Source organism: Enterobacter sp. C4G1 (assembly GCF_052886895.1).
This window is the reverse complement of the sequence record NZ_JBQVVV010000002.1, coordinates 33,603-51,259: the sequence shown is the minus strand read 5'-3', so window position 1 is coordinate 51,259 and position 17,657 is coordinate 33,603. Positions and strand designations below refer to the sequence as shown.

22 protein-coding genes are annotated in these 17,657 nt (G+C 52.1%); 13 read left to right on the top strand and 9 right to left on the bottom strand.

Annotated elements, in window-relative coordinates; all coding sequences use genetic code 11:
* Positions 1-11: 11 nt before the first annotated feature.
* Genes flgE through flgB form a run of 4 tightly spaced genes read right to left on the bottom strand, consistent with a single transcriptional unit; the run spans position 12 to position 2,850 of the window.
* Positions 12-1,280 (bottom strand): flagellar hook protein FlgE, encoded by a 1,269-nt coding sequence (gene flgE / locus ACT9TW_RS14040; RefSeq protein WP_446492762.1) that lies wholly within the window; start codon positions 1,278-1,280, stop codon positions 12-14.
* 26 nt (positions 1,281-1,306) lie between these two features.
* The gene (gene flgD / locus ACT9TW_RS14035; protein ID WP_446492761.1) at positions 1,307-2,014 is read right to left on the bottom strand and encodes a flagellar hook assembly protein FlgD; all 708 of its coding nucleotides are present in this window, start codon (positions 2,012-2,014) and stop codon (positions 1,307-1,309) included.
* An 11-nt stretch (positions 2,015-2,025) separates the two neighbouring features.
* Positions 2,026-2,430 (bottom strand): flagellar basal body rod protein FlgC, encoded by a 405-nt coding sequence (gene flgC / locus ACT9TW_RS14030; RefSeq protein ID WP_014069769.1) that lies wholly within the window; start codon positions 2,428-2,430, stop codon positions 2,026-2,028.
* Between the two features lie 3 nt (positions 2,431-2,433).
* Positions 2,434-2,850 (bottom strand): flagellar basal body rod protein FlgB, encoded by a 417-nt coding sequence (gene flgB, locus ACT9TW_RS14025; RefSeq protein ID WP_182060449.1) that lies wholly within the window; start codon positions 2,848-2,850, stop codon positions 2,434-2,436.
* A gap of 157 nt (positions 2,851-3,007) precedes the next feature.
* Between flgB and flgA the strand changes: the two genes are divergently transcribed.
* From flgA to flgN, 3 genes are all read left to right on the top strand, one after another.
* Complete coding sequence (gene flgA, locus ACT9TW_RS14020) at positions 3,008-3,697, top strand: flagellar basal body P-ring formation chaperone FlgA (RefSeq protein WP_182060448.1); 690 nt, start codon at positions 3,008-3,010, stop codon at positions 3,695-3,697.
* Between the two features lie 93 nt (positions 3,698-3,790).
* Positions 3,791-4,084 carry a flagellar biosynthesis anti-sigma factor FlgM gene (gene flgM / locus ACT9TW_RS14015; RefSeq protein WP_182060447.1) on the top strand — a complete coding sequence of 98 codons (294 nt, stop codon included), beginning with the start codon at positions 3,791-3,793 and terminating at the stop codon, positions 4,082-4,084.
* A 4-nt stretch (positions 4,085-4,088) separates the two neighbouring features.
* Entirely contained in the window at positions 4,089-4,514 is a 426-nt protein-coding gene (gene flgN / locus ACT9TW_RS14010) for a flagella biosynthesis chaperone FlgN (RefSeq protein WP_014069765.1), read from the top strand.
* A gap of 59 nt (positions 4,515-4,573) precedes the next feature.
* On the opposite strand, the gene murJ is transcribed toward flgN, so the two are convergent.
* From murJ to rimJ, 4 genes are all read right to left on the bottom strand, one after another.
* Complete coding sequence (gene murJ, locus ACT9TW_RS14005) at positions 4,574-6,109, bottom strand: murein biosynthesis integral membrane protein MurJ (protein WP_315688311.1); 1,536 nt, start codon at positions 6,107-6,109, stop codon at positions 4,574-4,576.
* Positions 6,110-6,238: 129 nt separating this feature from the next.
* Positions 6,239-7,162, bottom strand: a complete 924-nt coding sequence (locus ACT9TW_RS14000; RefSeq protein WP_446492760.1) for a Gfo/Idh/MocA family protein — start codon at positions 7,160-7,162, stop codon at positions 6,239-6,241.
* A 2-nt stretch (positions 7,163-7,164) separates the two neighbouring features.
* Entirely contained in the window at positions 7,165-7,815 is a 651-nt protein-coding gene (locus ACT9TW_RS13995) for a YceH family protein (protein WP_446492759.1), read from the bottom strand.
* A 9-nt stretch (positions 7,816-7,824) separates the two neighbouring features.
* Positions 7,825-8,409: a ribosomal protein S5-alanine N-acetyltransferase gene (rimJ, locus tag ACT9TW_RS13990; RefSeq protein ID WP_182060443.1), complete on the bottom strand. Its 585-nt coding sequence runs from the start codon at positions 8,407-8,409 to the stop codon at positions 7,825-7,827.
* Positions 8,410-8,645: 236 nt separating this feature from the next.
* Between rimJ and mdtH the strand changes: the two genes are divergently transcribed.
* From mdtH to ACT9TW_RS13945, 9 genes are all read left to right on the top strand, one after another.
* A complete protein-coding gene (gene mdtH / locus ACT9TW_RS13985; RefSeq protein WP_446492758.1) occupies positions 8,646-9,854 on the top strand; it encodes a multidrug efflux MFS transporter MdtH in 1,209 nt (402 codons plus the stop codon).
* 125 nt (positions 9,855-9,979) lie between these two features.
* The gene (locus ACT9TW_RS13980; RefSeq protein ID WP_182060441.1) at positions 9,980-10,540 is read left to right on the top strand and encodes a lipoprotein; all 561 of its coding nucleotides are present in this window, start codon (positions 9,980-9,982) and stop codon (positions 10,538-10,540) included.
* A gap of 128 nt (positions 10,541-10,668) precedes the next feature.
* Entirely contained in the window at positions 10,669-11,715 is a 1,047-nt protein-coding gene (pyrC, locus tag ACT9TW_RS13975) for a dihydroorotase (RefSeq protein WP_446492757.1), read from the top strand.
* Positions 11,716-11,790: 75 nt separating this feature from the next.
* Entirely contained in the window at positions 11,791-12,036 is a 246-nt protein-coding gene (dinI, locus tag ACT9TW_RS13970; protein ID WP_446492756.1) for a DNA damage-inducible protein I, read from the top strand.
* Positions 12,037-12,317: 281 nt separating this feature from the next.
* Positions 12,318-12,572, top strand: coding sequence for a biofilm formation regulator BssS (gene bssS / locus ACT9TW_RS13965; RefSeq protein ID WP_014069756.1), 255 nt, complete (start codon positions 12,318-12,320; stop codon positions 12,570-12,572).
* A 115-nt stretch (positions 12,573-12,687) separates the two neighbouring features.
* Complete coding sequence (gene solA, locus ACT9TW_RS13960; RefSeq protein WP_446492755.1) at positions 12,688-13,806, top strand: N-methyl-L-tryptophan oxidase; 1,119 nt, start codon at positions 12,688-12,690, stop codon at positions 13,804-13,806.
* A 61-nt stretch (positions 13,807-13,867) separates the two neighbouring features.
* On the top strand, positions 13,868-13,981 hold the full coding sequence (locus ACT9TW_RS13955) for a DUF2770 family protein (RefSeq protein WP_182060437.1): 114 nt from the start codon (positions 13,868-13,870) through the stop codon (positions 13,979-13,981).
* A 192-nt stretch (positions 13,982-14,173) separates the two neighbouring features.
* Positions 14,174-14,740, top strand: coding sequence for a cytochrome b (locus ACT9TW_RS13950; protein ID WP_446492754.1), 567 nt, complete (start codon positions 14,174-14,176; stop codon positions 14,738-14,740).
* Position 14,741: 1 nt separating this feature from the next.
* On the top strand, positions 14,742-15,320 hold the full coding sequence (locus ACT9TW_RS13945; protein ID WP_446492753.1) for a YceI family protein: 579 nt from the start codon (positions 14,742-14,744) through the stop codon (positions 15,318-15,320).
* A gap of 42 nt (positions 15,321-15,362) precedes the next feature.
* On the opposite strand, the gene trhO is transcribed toward ACT9TW_RS13945, so the two are convergent.
* Positions 15,363-16,412 (bottom strand): oxygen-dependent tRNA uridine(34) hydroxylase TrhO, encoded by a 1,050-nt coding sequence (gene trhO, locus ACT9TW_RS13940; protein WP_446492752.1) that lies wholly within the window; start codon positions 16,410-16,412, stop codon positions 15,363-15,365.
* Positions 16,413-16,634: 222 nt separating this feature from the next.
* Here trhO and ACT9TW_RS13935 point away from each other — a divergent pair, with 222 nt between their 5' ends.
* The gene (locus tag ACT9TW_RS13935; protein ID WP_446492751.1) at positions 16,635-17,561 is read left to right on the top strand and encodes a Kdo(2)-lipid IV(A) acyltransferase; all 927 of its coding nucleotides are present in this window, start codon (positions 16,635-16,637) and stop codon (positions 17,559-17,561) included.
* Positions 17,562-17,657 lie beyond the last annotated feature (96 nt).

Below are 17,657 nucleotides of genomic sequence, written 5' to 3'. Positions count from 1 at the left end.
CTGTTAGCCGCTTAACGCAGGTTAACCAGCGTGTTGAGGATCTGATCCTGAGTTTTGATCGTCTGTGCGTTCGACTGATAGTTACGTTGAGCAACAATCATGTTCACCAGCTCTTTACTCAGGTCAACGTTAGAAGCTTCCAGGGCACCGTTGGTCAGCGTACCGAAGTTACCGGTTCCTGCTGTACCCAGCAGCGCAACGCCGGAAGACTGGGTTGCAGACCAGACGTTATCGCCTTCAGACTGCAAACCTTCGTTGTTAGCGAAGTTTGCCATCACGATCTGACCCAGAACCTGATTCTGTTCGTTGGAGTAGTTACCTACAACGGTGCCGTCATCGTTAATCTGGTAGCTCACCAGGTCACCCGGCTTGTAGCCGTTCTGGGTGGTTGCCACAACGTTGTTGGAACCGGTGTTCTGCTGCATGGAGTTCAGGAAGCTCAGGTTGAACGATGCAGGCGTTGCGCCACTGACTGAATCGGTAACGATATTGATAGACGGGGTGGTGTTGGCAGTAGTGGCCAATGACCAGGTTTCTGGCGTGGTGCCAAGCGCGGTGTAGTTATACACACCTGCCAGGTTACCGTTGTTGTCAAAATTCATCTGCGCCGCTTTGCTCACGGCAGCGTTAGCAACGCTTGAGTCCTGGGTATACAGATCCCAGGTGTTGTCCGCGGTTTTGACATAGTAAACGCTCATATTATGTTCGTTACCCTGGCTGTCATAAACCGTGACCGAACCCTTCTTGTTGTAGCTGTCCGCGTTGGTCGGATCAAATGCAACTGTCGGAACATCGTCCGTGGAGTTCAGGTTGATCTGCTGGGTCGCCGTGGTGGTCGATTTCGCGGCCATCAGGGTATTCGGAATCGAAATAGGCTGTGGGTTCGCACCGGTCTGTACCGATGGCGGTGTGCCCGCAACAGGGTAACCAGTCAGTTGCAGACCCTGCATGTTCACCAGGTTACGGTTTTCATCCAGTTTGAACTGGCCGTTACGGCTGTAGAACACGGAACCGTTCGCATCGACCATACGGAAGAAACCGTTCTGGCTGATTGCCACATCCAGGCCACGACCAGTGTTGGTGGTGGTACCGTCGGTAAAGTCCTGAGTGATGCCTGCAACTTTAACGCCCAGGCCTACTTTGGAACCGGCAAACATGTCTGCAAAAGAGGCAGAGCCGGATTTAAAACCGTAGGTCGCGGAGTTGGCGATGTTGTTGCCAATGACATCCAGGTTGGTGGCCGCAGCATTCAGGCCGCTGACCGCTTGAGAAAAGGCCATGACTTACTCCTGATAAGTGTTAAGGCTTAAATAATCTGCCGAACTTCGTCGAGTGTGGTGGTACCGGTGGTACCCAAATCCAGTTTGTTGCCGTCGCTGCCTTTAATCACGCCCTGCACCAGGCCAAACTGAAGTGGCTGTGCAACCAGCTGAGTGGTCCCGCTGCTGGCCGCGATAGAAACGGTGTAAGAACCGTTCGGCGCAGTGGAGCCATCGGTCGCGCTGCCGTCCCAGGTAAAGGTGTGAACACCGGCCGACAGTGCACCAATATCAATGGTACGAACCACGGCTCCGGTGGAGTCTTTAATCGTGGCGGTAACTTTGTCAGCAGCCTGTTGCAGCTCGACGCCAAACGGTGTAGTAGAGGTGGTTGTCGAGCCATCGGTGGTGGTGCTGCCGGCAAGCACCATCATGCCAGGGATCATAACGCCGTGACCAATCAGGTTCGCCGCCTGAAGCGACTGGCTGCTGTCGATTTGGCCAGATACTGAGCCAAGCGTGGTGTTGAGCTTTTCAATGCCGCTAACGGTACTGATCTGCGCAAGCTGCGTGGTCAGTTCGTTGTTCTGCATCGGGTTGGTTGGATCCTGGTTCTTCAGCTGCGCCACCAGCAGCGTCAGGAAGCTGCTTTGCAGATCGGAGGCACTGCTCCCCGTCAGGGAGCTGGAGCTGGTAGAGCTGGTACTGGTTACGCCCGAGTTAGTGGTGTCATTCACATTGACGGCGATGGACATGCGTGTCTCCTTTACTGGCCGAGAGTGAGTGTTTTGAGCATCATGCTCTTCACGGTATTAAGCACTTCGACGTTGGCCTGATAGCTACGCGAAGCCGACATGGAGTTGACCATTTCACCGACCACATCCACGTTTGGCATTTTCACGTAACCACTGGCGTCGGCGAGCGGATTACCCGGCTCGTATACCAGTTTGTCCGGTGCCTGGCTCTCTACCACGTCAGAGACTTTCACGCCGCCCGTCGCCGCGCCTGGCGCAGCATCGACCTGAAAGACAACCTGTTTTGCACGATAAGGCTGCCCGTCCGGGCCGGTCACGCTGTCGGCGTTTGCCAGGTTACTGGCTGCCACGTTCAAGCGTTTGGACTGCGCTGTCAGCGCCGAACCGGCGATATCAAAAATATTCAGCAAGGCCATGAATTAGTTGCCCCCCTGGAGGACGCTCATCATGCTTTTGATTTGTCCACCGAGTACGCTCAGGCCTGTCTGGTACTGAAGGCTGTTATCGGCAAACTGTGTACGTTCCCGGTCCATGTCTACGGTGTTACCGTCGAGTGAAGGTTGATCGGGGACACGATAAAGTAAGTCAGTGGTTGGCGCAGTCATCGCCTGAGCGGGAATATGGCGTGAGGATGTCAGTGCAAGCGCAACCCCTGTCCCTTCAGTACGTCCCCGCTCCATCACTTTTTTAAGCTCACTGGAAAAATCAATATCGCGCGCCTGAAACCCGGGGGTATCCGCGTTAGCGATATTGGCGGCTAAAATTTCCTGCCGCTGGGCGCGTAAATTGAGCGCTTCCTGCTGAAAACGTAAGGCAGCGTCGAGTTTATCGAGCATGTCTCCTCCGCTGATGGCAAAATTTCAGTTCACAGCTTAAATCTCAACCCGTCTGCCTTATCGACGGAATAAGCGCAAAATGCGTCGCTATTTATTGCGTTGATGCAAAACCACTGAAGGTAGAATCCTCTCAATTCTGAAAACGGTGGAACGTGCGATGCGGACGTTGAAACATGGCCTTGCGGCAACCTTATTGTTTTTAAGCCCCTTTGTTCAGGCAGATAATGTTCAGGCCGACAATAGTCAGGCCAATGGCCTTAGCGACCAGTTGACGAGCTTCTTTGCCCAGCAGCTGGCGGGCTTTAGCGATGACGTCACGGTTATCGTGCGCACACCGCCCAATATGTATCCTTCCTGCGACCAGCCCTCTTTCAGCGTGACCGGCAGTGCAAAACTGTGGGGCAATGTGAACGTGCTGGCGCGCTGCGCCAATGAAAAACGTTATTTACAGGTTGCAGTTCAGGCGACGGGCAATTATGTTGTCGCCGCCCAGCCTATCGCCCGGGGAAGCGTGTTACAGACAGGAAGCGTGACGCTAAAGCGTGGCCGCCTGGACCAGTTGCCGCCTCGCACCATGCTCGACATTAATCAGGCGCAGGACGCGGTAAGCCTTCGTGATGTCGCCCCAGGCCAGGCCATTCAGCTGTCTATGCTGCGCCAGGCATGGCGAGTAAAAGCAGGCCAGCGGGTGATGGTCGTAGCCAACGGAGATGGGTTTAGCGTCAACAGTGAAGGCCAGGCGTTAAATAACGCCGCCGTTGCACAAAATGCCCGTGTGAGGATGTCCTCAGGCCAGGTGGTTAGCGGAACTGTCGATACTGATGGGAATATTCTGATTAACCTATAATCTTTTTAAAGATTTCGCTGCGACTGCCGATAAATAATCAACTAATGATGATGTCAGGCGCAAACGCCGCGAACCCTCGATGAGGACAACATAATGAGCATTGATCGTACATCAGCCCTAAAACCGGTTAGCAGTGTACAACCTCGCGAAACGAATGACGCTACGCCGCAGAAAACGCGTCTGGAAAAACCGTCGACTGCAAACAGCACCAGCGTCACCCTGAGCGATGCGCAGGCGAAACTGATGCAGCCAGGCAGCAGCGATATCAACATGGACCGTGTTGAATCACTGAAAACCGCTATTCGTAACGGCGAGCTGAAAATGGACACCAGCAAAATCGCTGATGCACTGATTCAGGAAGCGCAGAGTTTCTTACAGAGTAACTAACCGTATGAGTCGACTGCCAGAAATACTGGATCAAATGACGGTTGTCCTGAACGACCTGAAAACGGTAATGGATGCAGAACAACAACACCTGTCTTCCGGTCAGATCAACGGCAGCGCGTTGCAACGTATTACCGAAGACAAAAGTTCGCTCCTGGCGACTCTGGATTACCTGGAGCAGCAGCGACGCGCGGAACAAGATCCGCGACGCAGTGCAAACGATGAGATTGTCGAACGCTGGCAGACTATTACAGAAAAGACCCAGCACCTTCGCGACCTCAATCAGCATAACGGCTGGCTGTTAGAAGGACAGATCGTTCGTAATCAGCAGGCGCTTGAAGTGTTAAAACCCCATAAAGAAACGGGGCTTTACGGCGCAGATGGTCAAACATCCAGTGCGAGAATTACGGGCGGGAAAAAGATTTCGATTTGACGTTTTAACGGCGAATCAGGGAACGGGGAGCACCATCTGGTGAACTCCCCTTTTGGCGTTTATGCCGTACGGCGGGCAAACTCTTTCACTTTAAACCCAAGTACTGCAAGCGTTGCGAAGTAAGCCACAATACCTACCACCACTACAGCCATCAGACGCAGCAGGCGATAAGGCATCGTACCCTGGGCCCAGTCTGGCATCACGTACATCATGCCGAGTAACGCCGCTGACATCACCAGCACCGCAATCAGTAAACGCACCAGGAAACTCGCCCATCCCGGCTGGGGGGTAAAGATATCCTGTTTACGCAGCTGCCAGTACAACAGCCCGGCGTTCAGGCAAGCCGCAAGGCCAATCGACAGTGACAGGCCGGCATGTTTCAGCGGGCCAATAAACGCAAGGTTCATCAACTGCGTCATGATCAGGGTCACGATGGCAATCTTAACCGGGGTTTTAATGTTCTGACGGGAATAGAAACCGGGAGCGAGCACTTTAACGACAATCAGCCCCATCAGCCCCACAGAATAGGCCACCAGCGCGCGTTGAGTCATGGCGGCATCAAAAGCAGTAAATTTACCGTACTGGAAAAGAGAAACGGTCAGGGGTTTAGCGAGGATCCCTATCGCCACCGAAGCAGGCAGCGCCAGCAGGAAGCAAAGACGCAAACCCCAGTCCATCAAACGGCAGTATTCATCATGATTGCCGCTGGCGAAGCTTTTCGACAGCGATGGCAACAGGATAGTCCCCAGCGCAACGCCCAGCACGCCTGACGGGAACTCCATCAGACGGTCAGCGTAATACATCCAGGAAACGGAGCCGGACACCAGGAAAGAGGCAAAGATGGTGTTGATGATAAGCGAGATCTGGCTGACGGATACGCCCAGGATCGCCGGGCCCATCTGCTTAATCACCCGCATCGCCCCGGCATCGCGGAAGTTAACGCGCGGCAGCACCAGCATCCCAATTTTTTTCAGATGCGGCAACTGATAGGCCAGCTGTAATACACCGCCCACGGTAACGGCCCAGGCCAGCGCCAGAACCGGCGGATTAAAATGCGGGGCCGCGAACAGCGCAAAGCCAATCATGCTGACATTAAGGAACGTGGGCGCAAACGCCGGAACGGAGAAGCGGTTCCAGGTGTTCAGAATGGCACCAACCAGTGAGGCCAGCGAGATAAGCAGAATATAAGGAAAGGTAATGCGCAGAAGCTGGCTGGTGAGGGCAAATTTATCGGCCGTATCAGCAAAACCTGGCGCCGTCACCATAATTACCCAGGGGGCCGCCAGCATCCCGATTACGGTCACTACCGCCAGTGCAAGCGTCAACAGGCCAGAAACATAGGAGACAAAAACGCGGGTGGCATCTTCGCCTTGCTTGCTTTTATATTCCGCAAGGATGGGAACAAACGCCTGTGAAAATGCCCCTTCGGCAAAAATACGGCGCAGCAAATTCGGCAGCTTGAACGCGACGAAAAAGGCGTCAGTGGCCATCCCTGCGCCAAAAACCCTTGCCACAATGGCATCGCGCGCAAAGCCAAGCACGCGGGAAAACATGGTCATCGAGCTGACTGCCGCCAGCGATTTTAATAAGTTCATTAACGTGAATTTCCAGAACCATACGGATTTGTAGGCCGGGTAAACGAAAGCGCCACCCGGCAAAGCCAACGAGCGGCGCTTAGTCTAACCCGATTTCAACGAATTACTATCCGCAGATGTTACAGCGAGTTATTCACTCATGGCATCTCGCCAGAGCCTTTCAACAATACGCTGCGCCAGGATTGCCTGCTCGCCAGAGGTTTCAGGAACCGTCTGATTTTGCACGCAGGTGATAAAGTGACGCGCACACCCGACAAAGCCACGTTGCTCAAGCGTGCTCTGCCACCCTGGAACGGACTGCATCACCACGCCGTTGCCCTTCTCTTCCCGCCACTCGCGCATATCGGTAATGTCATACAGTGCGCCATCGGTAACGGCCTGCACCGATTCCCGCTGGCTTCCTGCCCGGCGGTGCATACTGGTTGTTACCTGGAGATGATCCACCGAAAAATGATGTTCGGCATACACCATTTCGCCCTGCTCGCTGGTTAACAGCGTTCCGCTTTTCAGCTGCGCGTTGCCGTTGGTGAGCCACAGTGCGGTGTCCACAACATGCAGATAATCATCGAACAACGTAAAGCGCAGATCGTTCGGCCCAATGCTGTCAGTACGGTGCTTGTCCATGCGCAGCGAGGCAAGGTTCCCGGACTGGGCTTTGAGCTGCTGATAGAGTGGCGCAAAGCGACGGTTGAAACCCACCATCAGTTGCAGATTTTTGCTGGCCGCAAGGTCAATAAGGCGCTCAGCATCCTGAACGTTTTCCGCCAGCGGCTTATCCACGCAGACATGCACACCGGCGTTCAGCAATTCGCTGACTACCTGATAATGCGTTGAGGTTGAGGTATGCACAAACACCGCATCACAGTCGCGGGCTAAATCCAGCAGCGAGTTGGCATACGGGATGCGCCAGGTATCACAGATGCGCTGCGCTTTTTCGCGAGTAGGCGACCACGCCCCTTGCAGCGTCCAGTCCGTCGCTGCACCTAATACCGGCAACCAGGCTTTTTGAGCAATACCGCCAAGCCCGACGACTCCCACGCGTAATTTTGTCACCGTTAATCTCCCAAATGAGCAAGCAAGGCATCCAGACGCTGTTTAAGCCCGGCGACTTCTTCTTCAAGCGCTTCGACTCGCGCCGTCAGGCTGTCATTGCCCTCTTGTGCATCGGTTTCGGTATAACTGTCCAGCGGTTCCACATCACCGCTGAACAGGTGCATAAAGCGGCTTTCGCGCTTGCCCGGCTCCCGCGCAAGGCGTTGCACGTAAGGGCCATCTTCGCGTGTCGCCAGCCCTTCCAGCGTTTGCTCGACTTCCTGCATATCGCTGAATTCATGCATTCGGGAAGCACGTGAACGCAGTTCGCCAGGGGTTTGCGCGCCACGCAACAGCAGCGTGGTGATGACCGCCACTTCTGCGCTACTTAATTTGAGATCGCCAAACTCGGAATTACAAAAACGTTGTTCGTACTTGGTCACCCGGTTGCCAAACCCGCTCACCGTGCGCAGATAATGCCGTTTGACCAGCGCGTCCAGTACATCCTGCACGTCGTGTTCACCGAGATTCATCACCGGCTCGCGGTTGGTCTTTTGATTACAGGCCATGGTCACCGCATTCACAGATAACGGATATTGCTCTGGGGTGGTCACCTGCTTTTCAAGCAGGCAGCCAATGACCCGCGCTTCGGTGGCGGTTAACTGATATTTCATCTTTTCTCCTTAACGACCTGCTGTCCAGTCTGGGGTGGTTAACGCCGTCAGCACATGGTCACGCCATTCACCATCGATAAGCAGATAATCTTTGGCGTAACCTTCTTTCTCAAAACCTAAACGCGCCAGCAAATTTCCGCTGCGTTGGTTATGCGGCATATAGTTCGCCATGATGCGATGAATGTGTTGAGTGCGTTGCATATAGCGAATTGCCGTGGTCAGCGCTTCAAACATCAACCCCTGACCTTGCCACTTCTGTCCGATGGAATACCCAAGATAACAGGCGTGAAATGACCCACGCACTACGTTGGAAAAGTTAGCTATGCCAACGATCTCTTTTTCTTCCGGGTCCAGCAGCGCAAAATAGAACGCACTACCTTGCTTGTGAAACTCCGTAATCATACTGAGCCTCGCCTGCCAGCCTGACGGGTAACAATGGCTCTCATCCCGAACGGGTTCCCAGGGTTTTAAAAACTGGCGATTCTCGGCGTAATAATCCGCCAGACGCCAGGCATCACGCTCATGCACCAGACGGACGACAAGCCTGTCCGTTGTCAGGCGCACTTTTGGCACATTACTGCGATAGCCAAACATCGATACCACTCCTTCCCGTCGCTTCTGCTCTACCCATTAGCTTTACTATACCTGCGCCTTTGCCGTCTGTGAAAACAGTGACATACCATTTTGACCTCTTTTCACATTTTTCGATGAGAAGTCTCTATCAAAGCACCCTTTTGATAAAAAAATATTGTCGCTGGCGGGGTGGGAAAAAGCCTGACGACCCCGCAGAATATTAGCGTACTCACCATCTTCTTTTCCCTGGAGGGGAAATGTCCCGCGTATCACAGGCCAGGAACCTGGGTAAATATTTCCTGTTAGTCGATAACATGCTGGTCGTGCTCGGCTTTTTTGTCGTTTTTCCGCTTATTTCGATTCGCTTTGTCGATCAAATGGGCTGGGCGGCATTAATGGTCGGCATCGCGCTGGGTTTACGCCAGTTTGTCCAGCAGGGGCTGGGCGTATTTGGTGGTGCAATCGCTGACCGTTTTGGTGCCAAACCAATGATTGTCACCGGGATGTTGTTACGCGCGGCAGGTTTCGCCACCATGGGAATTGCGCATGAACCCTGGCTGCTGTGGTTCTCCTGCTTCCTTTCCGGTATAGGCGGCACCCTTTTCGATCCCCCACGAACGGCACTGGTGGTCAAGCTGATCCGCCCGCGCCAGCGTGGTCGCTTCTTCTCTATTCTGATGATGCAGGATAGCGCCGGTGCGGTGATTGGTGCGCTGTTGGGAAGCTGGTTGCTGCAATATGATTTTCGTCTGGTGTGTGCCACCGGCGCAGTGCTCTTTATTCTGTGTGCAGCCTTTAACGCCTGGCTGCTGCCTGCGTGGAAATTATCGACGGTAAAAGCCCCGGTGCGTGAAGGTCTGGGCCGCGTGCTAAGTGATAAACGTTTTGTCACTTATGTCCTGACCCTGACGGGCTATTACATGCTCGCGGTTCAGGTCATGCTAATGCTGCCCATCATGGTCAACGATATTGCCGGCTCGCCCGCGGCCGTCAAATGGATGTATGCCATTGAAGCCAGCCTCTCATTGACGCTGCTTTATCCGATTGCTCGCTGGAGCGAACGCCGGTTTCGTCTTGAGCATCGGCTGATGGCCGGGCTGCTGCTGATGACCCTGAGCATGATGCCGATTGGGCTAGTGAATACCTTGCAGCAGCTCTTTATGCTGATATGCACGTTCTACATCGGTTCGATTATCGCCGAACCGGCGCGTGAAACGCTGAGTGCCTCTCTGGCAGACGCCCGCGCCCGTGGCAGCTATATGGGGTTCAGCCGTCTTGGGCTGGCCTTTGGCGGTGCGCTGGGCTATGCCGGCGGTGGCTGGCTGTTTGATGCGGGCAAAGCGCTGAATCAACCAGAACTTCCGTGGATGATGCTGGGCGTGGTGGGCTTTATTACACTTCTTGCATTGTGGTGGCAGTTCAGCCAGAAACGCAGTGCGCGCGGGATGCTCGAGCCAGGCGCATAACCTCTCTGTTCGACGGGAGCGCTCTCCCGCCCTTCTTTATCAGTTTTTTCTGCTGGTTTCTGCCAGATCTCACTGACATACTGACGCATCAGGACAGAAGCGCCGATATTTTTTTGAGGAACGCCATGAAGAAGATCGTCTTTGCCGCAGCATTCGTCGTTAGCGGCCTGCTGGTGGGTTGTAACCAGCTTACGCAATATACCGTCAGTGAGCAGGAGATTAATCAGGCGCTGGAAAAGCATAACAACTTTTCAAAAGACATTGGCGTGCCGGGCCTTGCCGACGCGCATATCGTGCTGAGCAAGCTCACCAGCCAGATAGGGCGTGAAGAGCCGAACAAAGTCACCCTTACCGGTGATGCAGACCTGGACATGAATTCCCTCTTCGGTAGCCAGAAAGCGAATATCAAACTCAAGCTCAAAGCACTGCCGGTCTTCAATAAAGAGAAAGGGGCCATCTATCTGCAAGAGATGGAAGTGGTGGATGCAGTGGTTTCACCCGATAAGATGAAACCGGTGATCCAGACCCTGATCCCCTACCTCAACCAGTCGCTGAGCAGCTATTTCAACCAGCAGCCAGCCTATGTTCTGAGTGAAGATAAGAGCAAAGGCGAATCACTTGCCAAAAAATATGCAAAAGGGATAGAAGTGAAACCGGGAGAAATCATCATTCCATTCACCGATTAACCCCAGGGGCGCTCAGGCGCCCTTTTTTTTACGGAAATGTGTGCAAACGAAAACGTTTCCGCTTATGATTTGTGTCCGGCAAAAACGGCCATCCCAATGACTGATTCCTGACAAGCCGGAGCTCATCCATGACTGCACAACCCCAGGTTCTTAAAATCCGCCGCCCTGACGACTGGCATATCCATCTGCGTGATGGCGATATGCTGAAAACCGTCGTGCCTTATACCAGCGAAATTTATGGCCGCGCGATTGTTATGCCTAACCTGGTTCCGCCAGTCACCACCGTCGATGCCGCTATCGCGTATCGCCAGCGTATTCTTGATGCCGTCCCTGCGGGTCATGATTTTACCCCGCTGATGACCTGCTATCTGACGGACTCACTCGACCCGAACGAAGTGGAGCGTGGGTTTAACGAAGGGGTGTTCACCGCCGCTAAGCTCTACCCGGCCAATGCGACCACCAACTCCAGCCACGGTGTAACCAGTATCGACGCCATTATGCCGGTACTGGAAAGAATGCAGAAACTGGGGATGCCGCTGCTGATCCACGGCGAAGTTACCCATGCTGATATTGATATCTTCGACCGTGAGGCCCGTTTTATTGAAACGGTGATGGAGCCGCTGCGTCAGCGTCTGCCTGCACTGAAAGTGGTGTTTGAGCACATCACCACCAAAGATGCCGCCGAATATGTTCGCGACGGCAATGAGCTTATCGCTGCTACCATCACCCCACAGCATCTGATGTTTAACCGTAACCACATGCTGGTAGGCGGTGTTCGTCCGCATCTCTACTGCCTGCCGATCCTCAAGCGTAATATTCACCAGCAGGCACTGCGCGAGCTGGTGGCAAGTGGCTTCGACCGCGCATTCCTGGGCACCGATTCCGCGCCACACGCGCGTCATCGTAAAGAAGCGAGCTGCGGCTGTGCGGGCTGCTTTAACGCGCCAACGGCACTTGCCAGCTACGCAACCGTGTTTGAAGAGATGAACGCGCTGGCGCATTTTGAGGCCTTCTGCTCCCTGAACGGCCCTCGTTTCTATGGCCTGCCGGTCAATGAAACCTTTATCGAACTGGAGCGCACCGCGTACCAGGTTGAAGACGCCATTCCACTGACAGACGACACGCTGATCCCATTCCTGGCGGGTGAAACCGTGCACTGGACAGTTAAACGCTAAAAATATCAATGCCCCTTGTTGTCAAATCCACAATATACCTGTATAAATAAACAGTATATTACACAGGGGGCATTTATGCGTATTGAAGTTACCATCGCCAAAACAACCGTTCTGCCTGCTGGCGCGCTTGATGCGCTTGCCGGTGAATTATCCCGCCGTATTCACAACAGTTTCCCGGAAAACGACGGTGCCGTAACGGTACGTTATGCTACCGCGAACAATCTGTCCGTCATTGGCGCTGCGAAAGAAGATAAAGATCGCATCAGCGAAATCCTGCAAGAAACGTGGGAAAGTGCCGACGACTGGTTCATCACCGATTAAATCTTGCTCCCTCATTGTGTTTTTTTGCCGGGTCGCCCCGGCTTTTTTTTATCTGCTATCTGGTATTCGGGATAGTTCAAAATAATTGGGTGTCTTCTTTAAAAAACGTGAACAAGATGGTGTTTTATTGTTCGAACAATCCTAAAACACAGAAAAATGTGTTGCCAGCTATTTATTTTTCCCGTCATAACCCTTATTTATTGATATACTGAAATTGCTTCAGAAAAACATGCATTGAACCTCAAAGTCGTTGTCTTCTAGCACGTATTAAGGGGGTTATCATGGAAAAGAATAGTGAAGTCATCCAGACCCATCCTCTCGTTGGCTGGGATATCAGTACCGTAGATAGCTACGATGCTTTGATGCTGCGTTTGCACTACCAGACCCCGAATCAGCCAAACCGTGAAGAAGCGGAAATTGGGCAGACGCTGTGGCTTACCACTGCCGTCGCACGTCAGTTTATTTCTATTTTGGAAGCAGGTATTGCAAAAATAGAATCTGGCGACTACCAGGAAAATGAGTATAAACGGCATTAACCTTATGCCCACATTTCACTCAACAGGCACCCTCGGGGTGCCTTATTTATTTCTCCCTTGTATAACCCTCCGATGTTAATTACTCTGCTACAAAGTGTTGGTTTATGAGATACCTATGAAATACGACTTAATCATTATAGGCAGCGGCTCCGTGGGTTCTGCAGCAGGTTATTATGCAACGCAGGCCGGTCTTAACGTTCTGATGATAGACGCCCATCTTCCTCCGCATTCTGAAGGCAGCCATCACGGTGATACCCGTCTGATTCGTCATGCCTATGGCGAAGGTGAACGCTATGTGCCCCTCGTGCTGCGTGCCCAGACGCTTTGGGATGAACTGGCCACGCTCACCGAAGAGCGCGTCTTTGACCGAACAGGCATTATTAACCTCGGACCTGCCCATTCCGCTTTTCTGGCCACCGTCGAACACAGCGCGCGTGAGTTTAATCTTGATGTTGAGCGTCTTGACGCCGAAGCCATCATGAAACGCTGGCCGGAGATCCGTGTTCCTGATGATTACTTTGGGCTGTTTGAAGCCAATTCCGGCGTGTTGCATTGCGAGACGGCTATCAAAACCTGGATTTCTCTTGCTGAAAAAGCAGGATGCGCTCAACTATTCAACTGCCCGGTAACTGCCATTACCCATCACGAAGATGGCGTCACCGTCAGCACCCAGGAAGGCGACTACTCTGCCTCTCGTTTGCTTATCAGCGCTGGCACCTGGGTTACAAAACTGCTGCCTGACCTGCCCGTACAGCCAGTGCGTAAAGTCTTCTCCTGGTTTCAGGCGGATGGTCGTTACAGCAGCCAGAATAAGTTCCCGGCCTTCACTGGCGAATTGCCCAATGGCGATCAGTTCTACGGCTTCCCGTCAGAAAAAGACGCGCTCAAGATTGGTAAACACAACGGCGGGCAAGTTATCTCTTCACCAGAAGAGCGTAAACCTTTTGGCTCTTACCCGACCGACGGTTCTGAAGCCTTTACGTTCCTGCGAAATATCCTGCCAGGTATTGGCGGCCTGCTCTACGGTGCAGCCTGCACCTATGACAACACGCCGGATGAAGATTTCATCATCGACACCCTGCCTGGCCATGACAACACGCTGCTCATCACCGGGCTTAGCGGCCACGGGTTTAAATTTGCCTCTGTGCTGGGCGAAATCGCTGCACAATTTGCACAGGGGATCGCGCCACAGTTTGATCTGAAGCCCTTCTCCCTCTCCCGTTTTAACGGATAATACGCCAACAGGCTCCGAAGGTACGGAGCCTATGTTTTATCACTACATCTCTCGGGGTATTATGCGCAAAATCGTTAGCTACCTTATCAATAATATTCGCGAGCATTTAATGTTTTATATTTTATTGTGGTCGCTGCTGGCAATCATCGATTTTATTTATATTGTATTTTACTAAAAACAAACACTGACAATAACTGACATAACTTTATATTAATTTAATTGCACGAACTTACTGAATTACACCACCTCATCACTTTCAAAATCACTGAAATAAATTAAATAAATATCGTCATTCTATTTTTTAAGTTGCAATATCTTTTTACTCAGTCCATTTTTACCGTTCTGTTTATTACGAATGGTAATATTTATGCAACTGCGAAATTCGTCTTCGCGCTACGGTATTATATCCATGTGCTTACACTGGGTATTTGCTCTGGCTATTTATGCCATGTTCGGTCTTGGACTCTGGATGGTGACGCTCAGCTATTATGATGGCTGGTATCATCAGGCACCTGAGTTGCATAAAAGCATTGGCATTCTGCTGATGATGGGGCTCGTTTTCCGCGTGGTGTGGCGACATATTTCTCCACCGCCGCCGGCTCCGCAAAGCCACGGTAAATTCACGCGTCTTAGCGCAAAAGGGGCACATATTGCCCTCTATGCCCTGCTCATCGCCATTTTGGTTAGTGGGTATCTTATCTCCACCGCAGATGGCAAGCCGGTCAGCGTCTTTGGCATTTTTGATGTTCCCGCCACATTGACGGATGCCGGTTCACAGGCCGATATCGCGGGCATTGTTCATCTGTGGCTTGCCTGGAGCATCGTTATCTTTTCAGTCCTTCATGGGCTTGCTGCGCTCAAACACCACTTTATTGATAAAGACGATACGCTGAAGCGAATGCTCGGCCGTTCGTCAGTTGACTCTGGAGCATAAAATGAAAAAACACCTGTTGGGTATCGCGTTAGGTTCGCTGTTATTTACCACCGGTTCTGCGGTGGCCGCTGATTATAAAATTGATAAAGAAGGCCAACATGCTTTCGTCAATTTCCGGATTCAGCATCTTGGTTATAGCTGGTTATATGGCAGTTTTAACGATTTCGATGGCACATTTCGTTTTGATGACCAAAACCCCGCCGCGGATAACGTCAACGTCACCATAAATACCAGCAGCGTGGACACAAACCATGCTGAGCGCGATAAGCATTTGCGCAGTGCCGATTTTCTTAACGTAACCAAATTCCCGCAGGCCACATTCACTTCAACAGAGGTGAAGAAAGCCGGAGATAAACTTGATATTACCGGTAATCTCACACTCAACGGGGTAACAAAACCGGTCACACTTCAGGCAACGTTAATCGGCCAGGGTGATGATCCGTGGGGCGGAAAGCGTGCAGGTTTTGAAGCCACCGGGAAAATTCACCTGAAAGACTTTAATATCACCACGGATTTAGGACCGGCGTCCCAGGATGTCGAATTGATTATTTCTGTGGAAGGTGTTCAGCAGAAGTCGTAATAATGCAGCCCGGTGAGCCAACACACCACCGGGCTTATTTCTTTACTCCGGGTCAGGAATACCCAGTTTGGTATTCAGGCGACCACGAGATTTATTAAAGATCTTGTTGCCGTTTTCACGGCCAGCGCGACGGCGGCGTTGCTCTTCTTCAGGCAACATGCTCTCTTCACTGCACAGCTCGCTACAACAGTTGTGGTACTTCTCGGCACACGTCGGACACTGGATAAACAACAGATGGCAGCCATCATTTTTGCAGTTCGTGTGTGTATCGCACGGTGTACCGCACTGGTGGCAGTGTGAAATCACATCATCTGAAATCCGCTCGCCCATACGCTCATCGAACACGAAGTTCTTGCCGATAAAGCGCACCGGCAGCCCTTGCTCGCGGGCACGACGGGCATACTCAATGATGCCACCTTCAATGTGCCAGACTTTATTAAACCCGTTGTGTTTCATCCAGGCGCTAGCTTTTTCGCAGCGAATACCGCCGGTGCAGTACATAACGATTTTTTTATCTTTATGTTCCTGCATCATTTCAACGGCTTTCGGCAGTTGTTCACGGAAAGTATCCGCCGGGATTTCCAGTGCGTTTTCGAAATGACCCACTTCGTATTCGTAGTGGTTACGCATATCGATGAACACCGCATCCGGGTCGTCCAGCATCGCATTCACTTCGGCCGCTTTGAGGTATTCCCCCACATCGCCCGCATTAAAACTCGGGTCGTCGATACCGTCGGCAACAATACGTTCGCGGACTTTCATACGCAGCACCCAGAACGATTTACCGTCATCGTCCAGCGCAACATTCAGACGCAGGTCGTTCAGCGCAGGGTCAAACGCGTAGAGGAAATCACGGAACGCATTTACTTTGCTTTCAGGGATGCTGATCTGCGCATTAATACCTTCACGTGCCAAATAGACGCGTCCGAACACATTCAGTGCAGTGAATGCCTGGTAAAGTGTATCGCGGGTCGCTTGTGGATCGTTGATGGTGAAATATTTGTAGAATGAGATTGTCGTGCGCGGTTCGGTTTCAGCCAACATACGCTCTTTTAACATCTCATTCGATACGCGGTTGTGTAACACTGGCATGGTGTACAAGTCCTGCAATCGTTAAGAGTAAGAAAAATCGGTCGGCATCATATAGCAAACAATGACAATTTACATCCACACAATTTACGCTACATTTCACTCAGCCCGAATTATTGCATGTAACATTTGCTGTATTAACGCTCGATTCGATGACGGACATTTTGGTTAAGCCTTAAAAAATGAGACAATAAGACCTTCAGGACGTAAGAAAACAGGACAGACATGACCCAGTTACCGAAATTTACTGCCGACCTTTTGCATCCCCGTTATTGGTTAACCTGGCTTGGTATTGGCTTTTTGTGGCTGCTTGTACAACTCCCTTATCCGGTTATTTTCCGTCTGGGTAAAGGATTGGGTCGTATCGCACTAATGTTCATGAAGCGTCGCGCCAGAATTGCTTACCGCAATCTGGAACTCTGCTTTCCGCAAATGAGCGAATCAGAACGTCATGATATGGTCGCCAAAAATTTCGAGTCTGTGGGCATGGGGCTAATGGAAACCGGTATGGCATGGTTCTGGCCTGACAAACGCATGGCACGCTGGACTGAGATAACCGGAACAGGCATGGAGCCGGTGCATTCTCTTCAGGAGAATCAGACCGGGGTTCTGTTAATTGGTGTGCACTTTCTGACGCTGGAAATCGGCGCGCGTATGTTCGGAATGCAGGCACCGGGTATTGGCGTTTACCGCCCGAATGACAACCCGGTAATCGATTTAGTGCAGACCCATGGCCGGATGCGCTCAAACAAAAGCATGATCGACCGTAAGGATCTGAAAGGGATGATCCGTGCGCTCAAGTCAGGTGAAGTTGTCTGGTATGCCCCGGACCATGATTACGGCCCGCAGGCCAGCGTGTTTGTCCCCTTTTTTGCCGTTGATGAAGCCGCCACAACAACCGGCACCTGGATGCTGGCGCGGATGTCAAAAGCCGCTATCGTTCCCTTTGTTCCGCGCCGTAAACCCGACGGTTCAGGCTATCAGTTAATCATGCTGAAACCGGAAATGACACCGCCGCTGGACGATGCCGAAACCACGGCCAAATGGATGAACGGCGTTGTTGAACAATGCATTATGCTGGCGCCGGAGCAATACATGTGGTTGCATCGTCGCTTCAAGACCCGCCCGGAAGGTGTTCCCTCCCGTTATTAATCCTGTGCGGCCGCAGTGGCCGCATTTTGTTTTAGCTTTAAAAGCTCCCCGACATTGCAGCAATCATAACCCAGGCGCATAATTAGCAGGCTTATT

What these genes read in the sequence shown, in the direction of transcription:
- flgE (WP_446492762.1), bottom strand. Translation starts at nt 1,280, where the DNA reads ATGGCCTTTTCTCAAGCGGTCAGCGGCCTGAATGCTGCGGCCACCAAC.
- flgD (WP_446492761.1), bottom strand. Translation starts at nt 2,014, where the DNA reads ATGTCCATCGCCGTCAATGTGAATGACACCACTAACTCGGGCGTAACC.
- flgC (WP_014069769.1), bottom strand. Translation starts at nt 2,430, where the DNA reads ATGGCCTTGCTGAATATTTTTGATATCGCCGGTTCGGCGCTGACAGCG.
- flgB (WP_182060449.1), bottom strand. Translation starts at nt 2,850, where the DNA reads ATGCTCGATAAACTCGACGCTGCCTTACGTTTTCAGCAGGAAGCGCTC.
- flgA (WP_182060448.1), top strand. Translation starts at nt 3,008, where the DNA reads ATGCGGACGTTGAAACATGGCCTTGCGGCAACCTTATTGTTTTTAAGC.
- flgM (WP_182060447.1), top strand. Translation starts at nt 3,791, where the DNA reads ATGAGCATTGATCGTACATCAGCCCTAAAACCGGTTAGCAGTGTACAA.
- flgN (WP_014069765.1), top strand. Translation starts at nt 4,089, where the DNA reads ATGAGTCGACTGCCAGAAATACTGGATCAAATGACGGTTGTCCTGAAC.
- murJ (WP_315688311.1), bottom strand. Translation starts at nt 6,109, where the DNA reads ATGAACTTATTAAAATCGCTGGCGGCAGTCAGCTCGATGACCATGTTT.
- ACT9TW_RS13995 (WP_446492759.1), bottom strand. Translation starts at nt 7,815, where the DNA reads ATGAAATATCAGTTAACCGCCACCGAAGCGCGGGTCATTGGCTGCCTG.
- rimJ (WP_182060443.1), bottom strand. Translation starts at nt 8,409, where the DNA reads ATGTTTGGCTATCGCAGTAATGTGCCAAAAGTGCGCCTGACAACGGAC.
- mdtH (WP_446492758.1), top strand. Translation starts at nt 8,646, where the DNA reads ATGTCCCGCGTATCACAGGCCAGGAACCTGGGTAAATATTTCCTGTTA.
- ACT9TW_RS13980 (WP_182060441.1), top strand. Translation starts at nt 9,980, where the DNA reads ATGAAGAAGATCGTCTTTGCCGCAGCATTCGTCGTTAGCGGCCTGCTG.
- pyrC (WP_446492757.1), top strand. Translation starts at nt 10,669, where the DNA reads ATGACTGCACAACCCCAGGTTCTTAAAATCCGCCGCCCTGACGACTGG.
- dinI (WP_446492756.1), top strand. Translation starts at nt 11,791, where the DNA reads ATGCGTATTGAAGTTACCATCGCCAAAACAACCGTTCTGCCTGCTGGC.
- bssS (WP_014069756.1), top strand. Translation starts at nt 12,318, where the DNA reads ATGGAAAAGAATAGTGAAGTCATCCAGACCCATCCTCTCGTTGGCTGG.
- solA (WP_446492755.1), top strand. Translation starts at nt 12,688, where the DNA reads ATGAAATACGACTTAATCATTATAGGCAGCGGCTCCGTGGGTTCTGCA.
- ACT9TW_RS13955 (WP_182060437.1), top strand. Translation starts at nt 13,868, where the DNA reads ATGCGCAAAATCGTTAGCTACCTTATCAATAATATTCGCGAGCATTTA.
- ACT9TW_RS13950 (WP_446492754.1), top strand. Translation starts at nt 14,174, where the DNA reads ATGCAACTGCGAAATTCGTCTTCGCGCTACGGTATTATATCCATGTGC.
- ACT9TW_RS13945 (WP_446492753.1), top strand. Translation starts at nt 14,742, where the DNA reads ATGAAAAAACACCTGTTGGGTATCGCGTTAGGTTCGCTGTTATTTACC.
- trhO (WP_446492752.1), bottom strand. Translation starts at nt 16,412, where the DNA reads ATGCCAGTGTTACACAACCGCGTATCGAATGAGATGTTAAAAGAGCGT.
- ACT9TW_RS13935 (WP_446492751.1), top strand. Translation starts at nt 16,635, where the DNA reads ATGACCCAGTTACCGAAATTTACTGCCGACCTTTTGCATCCCCGTTAT.